Here is a 14,741-nt window from a genome sequence, read left to right on the forward strand (position 1 = left end):
GAGTAGGACGTCGCCAAGCAACTAAAAACACAAGTCTTTTGACTTGTGTTTTTTTTACTTCCCATGAAATAGGCCCGGTTCTGCTAGTAAAAACGCTGAAATATAGTAAGGGATTTTTTGAGCAGAAATATTAAGAAATTGATAAATAAATGGATAGTCTTCAGAGCCATAGCTTCCAAGTAAGTCATACCACCAATCCGTTTCATACCTAGAAATCATGCTTAAATTATAGAGCAATAAATAATGAACGAGAAGTTCGGGTAATACGGGTTTAGGATTTCTAGGGTCAGTCGTAAGTGGTAAATAATACGTATTAGAAAGCTGTTCATAGTATAAAGGAGTACTATACATAGGATTCCATGATTGAATAGGCGCTGAAAAAAACACATTCGATTCATTATTTTTTTCAGGTACATGTTGTATTGATAAGTGTTTACAAGTTGTTTCGATATAACGAGAAAATCTCTCTTTAGTCATATGTAGTCGATCCAGTATGTTGACTGGAAAGGAGAGCTCATTTTTATTTGTTGAATTGATTTTATATAATGTTGTCCCTTTTTGACTATAGCGAAATAAATGTTGTAACTCAGGAATTTTTCCCAGTAACTCTAACATGTTAAACTTTTCTGTTTCCAAGTGTTTCATGTGAAACAGTTGTTCTGCGGCATGAGTAAATAGTCCATTTTTCTGTATTTTCACTTCATCTTCTAAAAATTGATATCCCTGTTTTTTTCGCTTACGGGTCGTCACCCCGTGTGCTAAAACAGTTGTTGATTCTGGATAGTTTGGATTAATGGTTAATAAACAGGCTTTAAAAAGTTGACCCATTCCATAAAATAACAACATTGGCTGAATGGAAAATGGAGCTGTCTTATATAATTCATAATAATTTTTACCGTGTTCTAAGTAATAAATAAATGGATAACAATTTTCAAAACTTTTTTTTTCGGCATCTTGAATCGAGGATTTTTCATAACAACGGGCAAGATAATGTTGTACATTTTGAGATGAAAAGAAGAAACTTAATTGCTGCCAAGCACAAGGTGTATGATGCATATATTACGCTCCTTTTATTGTCTAAAAATTCTAACATATATATACGTCCTTGACAGTATTTTAACCAATTGATAAGCTACTAATAATAATTTCTGGTATCATGGGGGGAACAATTATGTGGGAATCTAAATTTGTTAAAGAAGGTTTGACTTTTGATGATGTATTACTTGTACCAGCAAGGTCAGATATATTACCAAGAGAAGTAAGTGTTAAAACAGTTTTATCTGAAAGCTTACAGCTAAACATCCCGTTAATTAGTGCAGGAATGGATACAGTAACAGAAGCTGATATGGCCATTGCAATGGCTCGCCAAGGTGGTTTAGGAATCATTCATAAGAATATGTCTATTGAACAACAGGCAGAGCAGGTTGATAAGGTAAAACGCTCTGAAAGCGGCGTTATTTCAGATCCTTTCTTTTTAACTCCAGAACATCAAGTATACGATGCAGAACATCTTATGGGAAAATATCGTATCTCAGGTGTGCCAGTTGTAAATAATTTAGATGAGCGAAAATTAGTTGGTATTATTACAAACCGTGATATGCGTTTCATCCAAGACTACTCAATCAAAATTTCTGACGTAATGACAAAAGAACAGTTAATTACAGCTCCAGTTGGTACTACACTGGAAGAAGCTGAAAAAATCCTACAAAAGTATAAAATTGAAAAGCTCCCTCTCGTTGATAATAACGGTGTATTACAAGGGCTTATTACAATAAAAGATATTGAAAAAGTAATTGAATTTCCAAACTCTGCAAAAGATAAGCAAGGACGCTTATTAGTTGGAGCAGCAGTTGGTGTAACAGCGGATGCTATGCTTCGTATTGACGCATTAGTAAAAGCAAGCGTAGATGCAATTGTACTTGATACAGCTCATGGACACTCTCACGGTGTTATTGAAAAAGTAAAAGAAGTTCGTGCGAAATATCCATCATTAAACATTATCGCTGGAAATGTTGCTACAGCTGAAGCAACAAAAGCATTAATTGAGGCTGGTGCAAACGTTGTTAAAGTTGGTATCGGACCAGGGTCTATTTGTACAACACGCGTTGTAGCTGGCGTTGGTGTACCACAATTAACAGCAGTTTATGATTGTGCGACTGAAGCTCGTAAACACGGCATTCCAGTTATTGCAGATGGCGGTGTTAAGTACTCTGGTGATATGGTTAAAGCTTTAGCGGCAGGAGCACACGTTGTTATGTTAGGTAGTATGTTTGCTGGTGTAGCTGAAAGCCCTGGAGAAACTGAAATTTACCAAGGTCGTCAATTTAAAGTATACCGTGGAATGGGTTCTGTTGGAGCAATGGAAAAAGGAAGTAAAGATCGTTACTTCCAAGAAGGAAACAAAAAACTTGTTCCAGAAGGTATTGAAGGACGAGTACCATATAAAGGACCTTTAGCAGATACAGTTCATCAATTAGTTGGTGGATTACGTGCAGGTATGGGATACTGCGGAGCACAAGATTTAGAATTCTTACGTGAGAATGCACAGTTCATTCGTATGTCGGGTGCTGGTTTACGTGAAAGCCATCCTCACCATGTGCAGATTACAAAAGAGGCTCCAAACTACTCATTATAATGTCTTATATGTAAATAGACAGAGATTTGATATCTCTGTCTATTTTTTTTTGATTATGTTAGAATAACGGTTATGTGAGTACATAGATATTGGGGGTAGCAAAAGTGAAAGGTATGTTTTGCAAAAGATTCATTGCGTTAGTAACAGTGTTTACACTAGCTTGTAGCATGTTGTTACCATATAGCAATGCATCAGCAGAAACGGGAGCTGCTTTAAACATTGAAGCTGGTGCAGCGATTTTAGTTGAAGCGAATTCTGGGAAAATTGTATATCAAAAGAATGCAGATGAATTATTATCAATTGCTAGTATGACAAAGATGATGAGTGAATATTTAGTTCATGAAGCAGTGGATAAAGGAAAACTTAAGTGGGATCAGAAAATTAAGGTTTCTGAATATGCGCATAAGATTTCACAGGATCGTTCATTATCAAATGTTCCACTAGAAAATGGTGGTTCTTATACGGTAAAAGAGTTATACGAAGCGATGGCGATTTATTCTGCTAATGGAGCAACAATTGCTCTAGGTGAAGCGGTGGCAGGAAAAGAAGTTAATTTTGTAAAAATGATGAATGATAAGGCAAAAGAGTTTGGATTAAAAAATTATAAATTTGTAAATTCTACAGGCCTAACGAACAAAGATTTAAAAGGACAGCATCCCGAAGGAACAACACCGGATGAAGAAAATAAAATGTCTGCAAGGGACGTCGCAATTTTAGCGCAACATCTTATTAAGGATTATCCCAAAACATTAGATACAGCAAAAATCCCTAAAAAAGTATTCCAAGAGGGCGGAAAATACCCGATTAATATGGATAACTGGAATTGGATGTTAAAAGGTTTAGTTAAGCAATACGATGGCGTAGATGGCCTGAAAACAGGATCAACTCCAGAAGCAGGAGATTGTTTCACTGGTACGGTCGAGAGAAATGGCATGCGCTTCATTTCTGTAGTTATTAAAACAAATTCTCATACGGCAAGATTTGATGAGACGAAGAAATTATATGATTATGGCTTTGCTAACTTTGAAATGAAGAAAATGTATGAAAAAGGTTCTTCGGTCAAAGGAAAAGAAACAGTGAGAGTTGAAAATGCGAAAGATAAAGATGTAGCAGTTCAAACGAAGCAAGCTGTTTCACTTCCGGTGCCAAAGGGAAGTAAAGACGTTTATAAAACGGAATTTAAAGAAGGAAATAAGGGACAAGAAGCACCTATGAAAAAGGGAGTTGTACTTGGCCAAATGGTTGTAACGTCTAAAGATAGTAATGACCCTGGATTTTTAACAGGAAAATCCTTACAAGTAGACCTTGTAACAAAATCTGAAGTAGAAGAGGCAGGCTGGTTTACACGTTCTATGCGCGGAATTGGTGCTTTCTTTAGTAGTATGTGGAATAGTGCTGTTGATACAGTAAAAGGTTGGTTTTAAAAGCTCCTCATTGTAGGAGCTTTTTCTTATTCCTATTTTTCATACCGACTTTATGAAAAAGTAGTGGACAAGCATCAGATAGTTAGTGGTAGAATGTAAGAGTATTCTTAATTTTCTTCTTTAACGGGGAAAGCAATTCACCTAGGGGGGTTTTTGTACATGACAAATGTAACAGGGACAGAACGTGTAAAACGTGGAATGGCAGAAATGCAAAAAGGCGGCGTTATTATGGACGTAATTAACGCTGAGCAAGCAAGGATTGCAGAAGAGGCAGGCGCAGTTGCTGTTATGGCACTAGAGCGTGTACCTGCAGATATTCGTGCAGCAGGTGGCGTTTCTCGTATGGCAGATCCAACAATTGTTGAAGAAGTTATGGGTGCTGTGTCAATTCCGGTTATGGCAAAATGCCGTATCGGTCACCTTGTAGAAGCACGTGTATTAGAATCATTAGGGGTAGACTATATCGATGAGAGTGAAGTATTAACTCCTGCTGATGAAGTATACCATTTAAATAAACGTGATTACACAGTTCCGTTTGTATGTGGTTGCCGTGATATCGGAGAAGCTGCACGTCGTATTGCAGAAGGTGCATCTATGCTTCGTACAAAAGGTGAACCAGGAACAGGAAACATTGTAGAGGCAGTGCGTCATATGCGCCAAGTCAATGCAGAAATCCGTCAAGTTGCAAGTCTACGTGAAGATGAGTTAATGACATATGCAAAAAATACTGGTGCTCCTTATGAAGTACTACTTGAAATTAAACGCCTTGGTCGCTTACCGGTTGTAAACTTTGCAGCAGGTGGTGTAGCAACACCAGCAGATGCAGCGTTAATGATGCAACTTGGTGCTGATGGTGTATTCGTTGGATCTGGTATCTTCAAATCAGAGAACCCAGAGAAATTTGCACGTGCAATCGTTGAAGCAACGACTCATTATGAAGATTACGAACTAATTGCAAGCCTTTCTAAAGGATTAGGTAATGCAATGAAAGGTATCGAAATTTCAACGTTATTACCAGAACAACGCATGCAAGAGCGTGGATGGTAATTAAAGGAGATTCTTTAAAATGGTGAAAATCGGTGTACTAGGTCTTCAAGGTGCAGTTCGTGAACATGTAAAATCAGTTGAAGCAAGTGGTGCAGAAGCTGTGGTTGTAAAGCGTATAGAACAACTTGAAGAGATTGATGGTCTTATTTTACCAGGCGGTGAAAGTACAACAATGCGCCGTCTTATCGATAAGTATGCTTTCATGGAGCCTCTTCGTACATTTGCGAAGTCTGGTAAACCAATGTTTGGTACATGTGCAGGAATGATTCTTCTTGCGAAAACATTGATTGGCTATGAAGAAGCACATATTGGTGCTATGGATATTACAGTCGAGCGCAATGCATTCGGACGTCAAAAAGATAGCTTTGAAGCCGCGCTTTCAATGAAAGGTGTGGGGGAAGACCTTGTTGGCGTATTTATCCGTGCTCCGTATGTTGTCAATGTAGCTGATGATGTGGAAGTACTTTCTACGCATGGCGATCGAATGGTAGCGGTAAGGCAAGGGCCGTTTTTAGCTGCTTCTTTCCATCCGGAATTAACGGACGATCATCGTGTAACAGCATACTTCGTAGAAATGGTAAAAGAAGCGAAAATGAAAAAAGTTGTATAAGTAACTTGCAACTTGTATAAGATTATAGTAAATTGATGGTAACAATTTTATAAAATAAGCGTGTTGATAGGAAGTAGTAACAGATGTCGTTTCTTATAGAGAGTCGATGGTTGGTGGAAATCGATAGAAACAGTTTGTGAATCCATCCTGGAATGGAATGTGGAATATCTTTGGATTAGTAAACATTCCCGGTGAAGAGCCGTTATTTCTACTTGAGAGGAAGGCGGTAATGCTTTCAACTAGGGTGGCAACGCGGGTTAACTCCCGTCCCTTTGTATAGGGACGGGAGTTTTTTGTGTTTTATAAAATAAAAGGAGGAGTATATAATGCTTGATATTAAATTTTTACGTACGAATTTTGAAGAAGTAAAAGCAAAATTACAGCATAGAGGCGAAGATTTAACAGATTTTGGTCGCTTTGAGGAATTTGATACGAGAAGAAGAGAGCTACTTGTTCAAACAGAAGAACTAAAAAGTAAACGTAACGAAGTATCTCAACAAATTTCAGTATTAAAGCGTGAAAAGAAAGATGCGGAAGCTCTAATTCTAGAAATGCGTGAGGTCGGGGAAAAAGTAAAAGATCTTGATAATGAGCTTCGTACAGTTGAAGAAGATTTAGAGAGATTAATGCTATCTATCCCAAATATCCCTCATGAATCTGCTCCAGTAGGTGAAACAGAAGATGATAACGTAGTAGCACGTAATTGGGGAGAAGTGAAAGAATTTACTTTTGAGCCAAAACCACATTGGGATCTTGCTACAGATTTAGGGATTTTAGATTTTGAACGTGCTGGGAAAGTAACAGGAAGCCGATTTGTATTTTACAAAGGTGCTGGTGCAAGATTAGAGCGTGCTTTAATTAGTTTCATGCTTGATCTTCATACTGACGAGCATGGATATGAGGAAGTATTACCTCCTTATATGGTAAACCGTGCAAGTATGACAGGAACAGGGCAACTTCCAAAGTTTGAAGAAGATGCATTCCGTATTGAAAGCGAAGATTATTTCTTAATCCCTACAGCTGAAGTACCTGTAACGAATATGCATCGTGATGAGATTTTAAGTAAAGAGCAATTACCGATACGATATGCTGCATTTAGCTCTTGCTTCCGTTCTGAAGCAGGTTCTGCTGGTCGCGATACACGTGGTTTAATTCGCCAACATCAATTTAATAAAGTTGAGCTTGTAAAGTTCGTGAAACCAGAAGATTCTTACGAAGAGTTAGAAAAATTAACAAATGATGCAGAACGCGTGTTACAATTATTAGAGTTGCCATATCGCGTTATGAGCATGTGTACAGGAGATTTAGGCTTTACAGCAGCGAAGAAATACGATATTGAAGTATGGATTCCAAGCTATGGCACATATCGTGAAATTTCTTCTTGTAGTAATTTCGAGGCTTTCCAAGCGAGACGTGCAAATATTCGTTTCCGTCGTGAGCCAAACGGAAAACCAGAACATGTTCATACATTAAATGGATCTGGTCTTGCAATTGGACGTACAGTTGCAGCTATTTTAGAGAACTACCAGCAAGAAGATGGTACAATTATAATTCCAGAAGTTCTTCGCCCTTATATGGGAGGAAAAACAGTTATTAAGTAAATTTAAACATTCATCGGTATGAGTGATTGGTAATTATGAGCGCTGTCATTACTATAATGTAGGAGAGGGAAAGTAAAATTTTCCTTTCCTCATAATTTATTTTAGTAGGGTTGACTAACTGTTTTTCTTTTGATATTATATTTGATGTCAATATGGAGGTATACCCAAGTCCGGCTGAAGGGATCGGTCTTGAAAACCGACAGGCGGCGAGAGTCGCGCGGGGGTTCGAATCCCTCTACCTCCTCCAGATATAATTGACAACAGCGCATATAAGTGGAGATTGGAGAACTCGTTACCAACACGTAACGAGTTTTTATTTTAAAACCAATCATAAAGTATGGTGTAAGGCGATTTTGTCCTTATTACACACTCATATTCCGATGATTATCTTCATAGATATGAAAGGAGTCAACATGGATCTTATTATACAAACATTTCCTTTAGATGGAAAAACTTTATATTATGTACAATGTCCTGTCTGTAAGAACAATAAAATTTTAAACAGTGGTGCAAACGTGTCACGCATTATAAGCGATGATACATTCCGTAAACTTTGTGGTTGTACTTGTGATGTAAAACAAGTTGCGAGTAAAGTAGAGGTACCAAAAAAGGTTGAAAAACCAGCTGTAAAGAAAGAAGCAGCTCCAAAACGTACAGGTAAAGTGTTAACAGCAGTAATTAACGGTAAAGAAATGACTGTTAAAGAGATTGCTGAAACATATGATATTAGTACAAGTACTGTTCGTCAGCGTATTAACGCTGGAAAACCTGAGAGTGAAATTATTGCTCCAACAAAGAAGAAGTAATTTAATAGAAAAACCCGTGCATATGCACGGGTTTTTTATTTTACAAGTTTACGTGTTTGCTTTAAAAAATGGCCGATTTTTTTAATGATTGGTTCGATTGAATCGCCATCTTTTAAAATATCGTATTCATTAATGTTTAGTCGTAAAACAGGGCATGAATTAAAGTCATTAATCCAATTTTCGTAACGTCCATGCATCTCTTTCCAATACTCAATTGGTGTTTGTTGTTCCATTGGACGTCCTCGTTCTTGGATACGGTCGACAATATCATCGAAAGAACCTTCTAAATAAATTAATAAGTCTGGATGCGGGAAGTAAGGAGTCATGACCATAGCATCAAATAAACCTTTGTATGTTTCATAATCAGTTTCTGTCATTGTACCCTTTTCGTGATGCATCTTTGCAAAAATACCAGTGTCCTCATAAATAGAACGGTCCTGGACAAAACCGCCACCATATTCGAAAATTCTTTTTTGTTCTTTAAATCGTTCTGCTAAAAAATACACTTGTAAGTGAAAGCTCCAGCGTGTGAAATCAGCATAGAACTTGTCCAAATATGGATTAGAATCTACTTTTTCGAAAGATGTACGATAACCTAAAGCGTTAGCTAATGCAGTTGTCATAGTTGATTTACCGACACCTACTGTTCCAGCAATAGTGATAACTGCATCATTTGGTATATCATATTTTTGCCTTAAATTCATTATTATTTCGACTCCTTCAAGAGAGTATTTTGAAGAGCGGATAAGATGACATTTAAATCATCAGGATTTCTTACAAAATCCATGTCGTCTCCATTAAACTTCAATACTGGAATATCTGGATGGTCCTTTTTGAAAGCATCCATTGCTGTTTCGTAATCTTTTGTAAGCTGTAGTAAATAATTTGGATCCATATTTTTTTCGAATTCTCTTCCGCGCATCGCAATTCGTTTTTGTAATGTTTCTAGGCTCGCTGTTAAATAAACGATGACATTTGGTACAGGCATATCTTGAGTAAGGATACGATAAATTTGCATGTACTTGTCATATTGAGAATCTTTTAATGTACGTGATGCAAAAATTAAATTTTTGAATATATGATAATCTGCTACTACAGGCTTCCTTTGATCCAAATACTTTATGTTAATATCCTCTAGTTGTTTGTATCTATTACACAGAAAGAACATCTCTGTTTGAAAACTCCATTCGTCGATGTCTTCGTAGAATTTTCCTAAAAAAGGATTTTCATCAACAATCTCTTTTAGTAAGTGGAGTTGCATGTGAGTTGAAATTTCCTTCGCAAGTGAAGTTTTTCCAACACCAATTGGTCCTTCAACCGTGATAAATGGTACTCCGGTCACGCTGTTTCCTCCTTTCAATCAGTGATTTACCGTGACTACTAAAAACACAAAACAGAATTATTGTAGCACAAGAGGGGGGCGAGCGGACTGATTTGATATAAAAAGTTAGAAAATAGATATGTATTAACTAAATTTTATTTGGGATGATGATACAATATTTGCCTTTAATGTGTTCTCCATTATTTTTAAAGCATGTTCATTATCTTGCTCGTTGTTAGAAGCAATGCAATCCTGTGGTACATAAAGTGTATAATTTCTCATATGAGCGTCATTAGCTGTAAAAAGGATGCATATGTTACCGGCAATTCCTGTTAAGATGAGATTTTCGATTTTTAAATAACCTAATAAAGAATTTAAAGGTGTTTCATAAAAGGCAGAGTAATGTGGTTTAATAAAAATGTAATCGTCAGTATGCGGAGCGATGGCCTCGATAATATTTTTACTATAATCATTTGTACAATGAGTAATAAGTTGATCAATGTCAGACCTCCAAAGTTGATAATGGTCATTGACATAAATTACGGGGTAACCTAAAGACTTCATTGTTTCTTTTAATTGTAGAATAGGATTCTTTATGGTTTCACATTTTTGTGCCAGGATGGGCCCGTGGGAGAATTGAAAATCATTAATCATATCGATAATGAGTAAGGCAGTATTTTTCATATGTAATTCCCTCTCTTTCTTCTTTAGGTTGGATTGAATTTATAAAAGTTATCCCACCTGTAAGAAATGAAAAAGTGTATTTTATTTTTGGCGAAAGGACTATATTATGGATCGAGATATTTATTTTATGCAATTAGCAATAGAGGAAGCGAAGAAGGCAGAGGCGATACAAGAGGTACCAATCGGTGCTGTCATTGTGCTAGATGATGAAGTGATTAGTGTCGCACATAACTTGAGAGAAACTGAGCAGAGATCTATAGCTCACGCCGAGCTTTTAGCTATAGATGAAGCTTGTAAAAAATTAGGGACATGGCGCTTAGAAGATGCAACGTTATATGTAACATTAGAACCTTGTCCAATGTGTGCAGGTGGAATTGTATTATCACGCGTAAAAAGGGTTGTATATGGTGCGAGCGATCCGAAAGGTGGATGTGCAGGTACATTAATGAATCTTTTAACCGATGAGCGTTTTAATCATCAATGCGAAGTGGTGGCTGGTGTACTAGAAGAAGAATGTGGTACGTTGTTAACGAATTTTTTTAGGGAGCTTCGTAAGAAAAGAAAAGAAGCGAAAAAATTAGAGCAAAGTAATACAAACTAACGTATTTGCATTTTGTAAAAAAACAAGTTATACTGATAATGCCTTATTGAAGGCAACCGAATATTGGTTTTAACTTTGCCGTGCTAAGCGGGGAGGTAGCGGTGCCCTATACTCGCAATCCGCTCTAGCGAGGCCGAATCCCTTCTCGAGGTTATGTTGCTGTAAGGTCTGCCTTAAGTAAGTGGTGTTGACGTTTGGGTCCTGCGCAACGGGACCCCGTGAACCTTGTCAGGTCCGGAAGGAAGCAGCAATAAGCGGGTCTTCTCGTGTGCCGCAGGAGTGCCTGAACCGAGCTAACTGCTTGAGTAACGCTTATGGTACGTAATCGACAGAAGGTGCACGGCAGTTATATATGTATACAAAACTCACCTTAATATAAAGGTGGGTTTTTTGTATGGAAAATAACTTTTGGAATCTATAAACAGAATGGGTTATAATAAATGAGATAATAACCTTTGAGGGAGGCCGTATTTTCGTGTCATACCAAGCGTTATACCGAACATGGAGACCGCAAAAGTTTGGAGATGTAGTCGGTCAAAAGCACGTGACAAAAACGTTGCAAAATGCCCTTCTTCAAGAGAAAGTTTCACATGCTTATGTATTTTCTGGTCCAAGGGGAACAGGAAAAACGACAATTGCAAAAGTATTTGCAAAAACAATTAACTGTGAACATGCTCCGGTAGCTGAACCTTGTAATGAATGTCCTTCTTGTTTAGGAATTACACAAGGATCTATTTCAGATGTATTAGAAATTGATGCGGCTTCAAATAACGGTGTAGATGAAATTCGAGATATAAGAGATAAAGTAAAATATGCTCCAAGTGCTGTGAAATATAAAGTATACATTATTGATGAAGTCCACATGCTTTCTATGGGTGCCTTTAACGCGCTTTTAAAAACGTTAGAAGAGCCGCCAGGACATGTTATCTTTATTTTGGCGACAACAGAGCCGCATAAGATTCCACCGACAATCATTTCACGTTGTCAACGCTTTGAATTTCGAAAAATATCAGTAAATGATATCGTTGAGAGATTATCTACGGTTGTGACAAATGAAGGTACACAAGTAGAAGATGAAGCGTTACAAATCGTCGCACGTGCCGCTGAAGGTGGTATGCGTGATGCATTAAGTCTGATTGACCAAGCGATTTCTTATAGTGATGAGACTGTGACGAGTGAAGATGTTTTAGCTGTAACGGGTTCTGTTTCTCAACAATACTTAGGTAACTTAGTAGAATGTATACGTGAAAATGATGTATCAAGAGCATTACGTATTATAGATGAAATGATGAGTAAGGGGAAAGATCCAGTTCGCTTTATGGAGGATTTCATTTACTACTATCGTGATATGCTTTTATATCAAACTTCACCACAATTAGAACATATGTTGGAACGGGTAATTGTAGATGATCAATTCCGTGCATTAAGTGAAGAAATGCAACCGGAAGTAATCTATGAAATTATTCATACCCTTAGTAAGGGACAACAGGAGATGAAGTGGACAAATCATCCACGGATTTTCTTAGAAGTTGTTATGGTGCAGTTGTGTCAGCAGTTTATGATGCAGGCAAATGGTACAGATCGTTTGCAAGCGATTATGAACAGGATGCAGCAATTGGAGAAAGAGTTAGAGCAAGTTAAAAAGAATGGTGTGCCAGCTGGTGTACAGCAGGAAGTAAGAGAGACGCGTGCGACACCAAAACCAGTACGAACAGGAAGTATGAAAATTCCTGTCGGACGCGTGAATGAAGTGTTAAAGCAAGCAAAGCGTCAAGATTTAGAACAGTTAAAGGCTGTATGGGGTGAGTTGTTAGGAAGACTCAAGTCATATAACAAAGTAGCATTTGCTGTTTTATTAGAAAATAGTGAGCCAGTAGCAGCTTCAGATGATACTTATGTGTTAGCATTTCAATATGAAATCCATTGTAAAATGGCAAGTGAAAATCGAGAAGCGATGGATACGTTGGAACAGACTCTTTTTGAATTGCTAAGTAAAAGGTTAAACATGATTGCTATCCCGAAAAGTGAATGGGGTAAAATTCGCGAAGACTTTTTACAACGCGAAGGCGGGGATTCTGAAGAAAGCCCAGAACAAAAAGAAGACCCTCTTATAGAAGAAGCTGTAAAATTAGTAGGGCAAGAACTTATCGAAATAAAAGAGTAATAATAATTAGGAGGAATTAATTATGATGCGTGGCGGAATGGGAAATATGAATAACATGATGAAACAAATGCAAAAAATGCAAAAAGACATGGCGAAAGCGCAAGAAGAGCTTGGCGAAAAAACGGTTGAAGGTACAGCTGGCGGTGGAATGGTTTCTGTTATTGCAAATGGCCATAAGCAAGTTCTTGAAGTGAAAATTAAAGAAGAAGTTGTAGATCCAGAAGATATCGAAATGTTACAAGATTTAGTGTTAGCTGCAACGAACGATGCACTTAAAAAGGTTGATGAACTTTCAAATTCTACAATGGGTAAATTTACAAAAGGCTTAAACTTACCAGGTGGAATGTTCTAGGAGGATATTGATATATGCATTATCCAGAACCAATATCAAAATTAATCGATAGTTTTATGAAGTTGCCAGGAATCGGACCGAAAACAGCGGTTCGATTGGCATTTTTCGTATTAGATATGAAAGAAGACGATGTGCTAGGTTTTGCGAAAGCGCTTGTGAATGCGAAGCGAGATTTAGCGTATTGTTCTGTATGTGGACATATTACTGACCGCGATCCTTGTTATATTTGTGATGATTCACATCGAGATCAAACGGTTGTCTGTGTCGTGCAAGAGCCGAAAGATGTAATCGCAATGGAAAAAATGAAAGAGTATCAAGGTGTATATCATGTGTTACGTGGTGCGATTTCCCCAATGGAGGGAATTGGACCGGAAGACATTAATATCCCGCAACTCTTAAAGCGACTGCACGATGAAACGGTACAAGAAGTGATATTGGCAACAAACCCTAACATTGAAGGGGAAGCTACAGCGATGTATATATCCCGCCTCTTAAAGCCGACAGGTATTAAAGTAACTCGTATTGCACATGGTCTACCAGTTGGTGGAGATTTAGAATATGCAGATGAAGTAACTCTGTCAAAAGCACTAGAAGGCCGCAGAGAAGTATAAGAGGAGAAACAAAAATGTTCTTTCAAAAAAAGGGTAAATTGCGTAAAGAGTACGATGATAAGTTAATTGTACTATTGGAAAAAGTAAAGAATGAATGGTTACGTCAAAAGAGAATGGTTGAACAAAGTGTAGAACCATCTCCAGCTGTACTTTGTTCTTTGAAAATAGCGGAGGCAAAATATTTCTTCTTGTTAAAAGAAGCGAAGCGTCGCCCTGTGAAGATGGAACAATGGTAAAAAGGTCCTGCTTATTGAAGCGGGACCTTTTTAGTTTCTATCTTTAGGTTTGTTGACAGTAGTACAGTGTTAATTGATAGCCGGTATGCGTAGGGTCTATTTTAGGGGGATGAAGTGATAGGAGTTATGCTTATATGTTCTTTTTTATTGTCTTGTCCCATACAAATAGATATGTATAGGTCATTCATAAGGAGGAAAAAATGAATTCTACAATTATTATTGTTGGTATTCTTTCTTTAGTTTTTATTTTTCTTGTTTTTGGTGTTTCATCCAAACCAATACGTTTTATAGGAAAAGCCCTCTTTCATGTTACTTTAGGTATAGCGTTATTATTCGGAGTGAATGTAGCAGGTTCATATTTTGATTTTCATATTCCAATTAATATAGGAACAGCTACTGTATCGAGTTTATTAGGGGTTCCGGGTGTTGCTGCATTGGTAATTATTAAGCTATATATAATGCCAAGATAAAATTATTTTGGCATTTTTTAAAAAAGCGTTGACTTATTAATCGTTAATATGATAAATTAATAAGCGTCGTCAGGAACGAAAGAAAAAAGTTGTTGACAGATTCAACTCGAAATGTTAAATTATAAAAGTCGCTGAAACGCGATGTTGAACTTTGAAAACTAAACGAAACAAACAACGTG

At 37.3% G+C, this 14,741-nt stretch carries 16 protein-coding genes, 1 tRNA gene, 1 other RNA gene and 1 other annotated feature; of the genes, 14 read left to right on the forward strand and 4 right to left on the reverse strand.

Annotated features, from left to right (window positions below; genetic code table 11):
* Positions 1-54: 54 nt before the first annotated feature.
* Positions 55-1,056: a YaaC family protein gene (locus MRBLBA3_RS18640; RefSeq protein WP_363382921.1), complete on the reverse strand. Its 1,002-nt coding sequence runs from the start codon at positions 1,054-1,056 to the stop codon at positions 55-57.
* Between the two features lie 115 nt (positions 1,057-1,171).
* Between MRBLBA3_RS18640 and guaB the strand changes: the two genes are divergently transcribed.
* The 7 genes from guaB (at position 1,172) to MRBLBA3_RS18675 (ending at position 8,123) form a co-directional block, all read left to right on the forward strand.
* Positions 1,172-2,635: an IMP dehydrogenase gene (guaB, locus tag MRBLBA3_RS18645; protein WP_000264087.1), complete on the forward strand. Its 1,464-nt coding sequence runs from the start codon at positions 1,172-1,174 to the stop codon at positions 2,633-2,635.
* Positions 2,636-2,748: 113 nt separating this feature from the next.
* Positions 2,749-4,059, forward strand: a complete 1,311-nt coding sequence (locus tag MRBLBA3_RS18650) for a serine hydrolase (protein WP_363382937.1) — start codon at positions 2,749-2,751, stop codon at positions 4,057-4,059.
* Between the two features lie 159 nt (positions 4,060-4,218).
* Positions 4,219-5,106: a pyridoxal 5'-phosphate synthase lyase subunit PdxS gene (pdxS, locus tag MRBLBA3_RS18655; RefSeq protein WP_000186161.1), complete on the forward strand. Its 888-nt coding sequence runs from the start codon at positions 4,219-4,221 to the stop codon at positions 5,104-5,106.
* Positions 5,107-5,125: 19 nt separating this feature from the next.
* Positions 5,126-5,716 (forward strand): pyridoxal 5'-phosphate synthase glutaminase subunit PdxT, encoded by a 591-nt coding sequence (gene pdxT / locus MRBLBA3_RS18660; RefSeq protein WP_363382924.1) that lies wholly within the window; start codon positions 5,126-5,128, stop codon positions 5,714-5,716.
* A 54-nt stretch (positions 5,717-5,770) separates the two neighbouring features.
* Positions 5,771-5,991 (forward strand) — a binding site (T-box leader).
* Positions 5,992-6,042: 51 nt separating this feature from the next.
* Positions 6,043-7,317, forward strand: a complete 1,275-nt coding sequence (gene serS / locus MRBLBA3_RS18665; RefSeq protein ID WP_363382927.1) for a serine--tRNA ligase — start codon at positions 6,043-6,045, stop codon at positions 7,315-7,317.
* A gap of 154 nt (positions 7,318-7,471) precedes the next feature.
* Positions 7,472-7,564, forward strand: a tRNA-Ser gene (locus tag MRBLBA3_RS18670).
* Positions 7,565-7,730: 166 nt separating this feature from the next.
* Entirely contained in the window at positions 7,731-8,123 is a 393-nt protein-coding gene (locus MRBLBA3_RS18675) for a DUF3797 domain-containing protein (RefSeq protein ID WP_363382930.1), read from the forward strand.
* Between the two features lie 35 nt (positions 8,124-8,158).
* Here the strand turns inward: MRBLBA3_RS18675 and MRBLBA3_RS18680 are convergent, their stop codons facing one another.
* The 3 genes from MRBLBA3_RS18680 to MRBLBA3_RS18690 all read right to left on the reverse strand — a co-directional run bounded on the left by MRBLBA3_RS18680 (position 8,159) and on the right by MRBLBA3_RS18690 (position 10,128).
* A complete protein-coding gene (locus tag MRBLBA3_RS18680) occupies positions 8,159-8,827 on the reverse strand; it encodes a deoxynucleoside kinase (RefSeq protein WP_001053582.1) in 669 nt (222 codons plus the stop codon).
* A gap of 2 nt (positions 8,828-8,829) precedes the next feature.
* On the reverse strand, positions 8,830-9,465 hold the full coding sequence (locus MRBLBA3_RS18685; RefSeq protein WP_000148211.1) for a deoxynucleoside kinase: 636 nt from the start codon (positions 9,463-9,465) through the stop codon (positions 8,830-8,832).
* 123 nt (positions 9,466-9,588) lie between these two features.
* On the reverse strand, positions 9,589-10,128 hold the full coding sequence (locus MRBLBA3_RS18690) for an isochorismatase family cysteine hydrolase (RefSeq protein WP_000798735.1): 540 nt from the start codon (positions 10,126-10,128) through the stop codon (positions 9,589-9,591).
* A gap of 106 nt (positions 10,129-10,234) precedes the next feature.
* Here MRBLBA3_RS18690 and tadA point away from each other — a divergent pair, with 106 nt between their 5' ends.
* The 7 genes from tadA (at position 10,235) to MRBLBA3_RS18725 (ending at position 14,562) form a co-directional block, all read left to right on the forward strand.
* Complete coding sequence (gene tadA / locus MRBLBA3_RS18695; protein ID WP_000373358.1) at positions 10,235-10,729, forward strand: tRNA adenosine(34) deaminase TadA; 495 nt, start codon at positions 10,235-10,237, stop codon at positions 10,727-10,729.
* Between the two features lie 78 nt (positions 10,730-10,807).
* Positions 10,808-11,072, forward strand: an RNA gene (gene ffs, locus MRBLBA3_RS18700) — signal recognition particle sRNA large type.
* A 132-nt stretch (positions 11,073-11,204) separates the two neighbouring features.
* A complete protein-coding gene (gene dnaX, locus MRBLBA3_RS18705; RefSeq protein WP_000121592.1) occupies positions 11,205-12,893 on the forward strand; it encodes a DNA polymerase III subunit gamma/tau in 1,689 nt (562 codons plus the stop codon).
* A 25-nt stretch (positions 12,894-12,918) separates the two neighbouring features.
* Entirely contained in the window at positions 12,919-13,245 is a 327-nt protein-coding gene (locus tag MRBLBA3_RS18710; protein ID WP_170957726.1) for a YbaB/EbfC family nucleoid-associated protein, read from the forward strand.
* A 14-nt stretch (positions 13,246-13,259) separates the two neighbouring features.
* On the forward strand, positions 13,260-13,856 hold the full coding sequence (gene recR, locus MRBLBA3_RS18715; RefSeq protein ID WP_000559167.1) for a recombination protein RecR: 597 nt from the start codon (positions 13,260-13,262) through the stop codon (positions 13,854-13,856).
* A gap of 14 nt (positions 13,857-13,870) precedes the next feature.
* Positions 13,871-14,092 (forward strand): YaaL family protein, encoded by a 222-nt coding sequence (locus tag MRBLBA3_RS18720; protein ID WP_000466017.1) that lies wholly within the window; start codon positions 13,871-13,873, stop codon positions 14,090-14,092.
* A 200-nt stretch (positions 14,093-14,292) separates the two neighbouring features.
* Positions 14,293-14,562: a pro-sigmaK processing inhibitor BofA family protein gene (locus MRBLBA3_RS18725; protein ID WP_001089266.1), complete on the forward strand. Its 270-nt coding sequence runs from the start codon at positions 14,293-14,295 to the stop codon at positions 14,560-14,562.
* The last annotated feature ends 179 nt before the right edge of the window (positions 14,563-14,741 follow it).

The sequence above is a fragment of the Bacillus sp. LBA3-1-1.1 genome (assembly GCF_040676495.1).
Classification (GTDB): Bacteria; Bacillota; Bacilli; order Bacillales; family Bacillaceae_G; genus Bacillus_A; species Bacillus_A nitratireducens.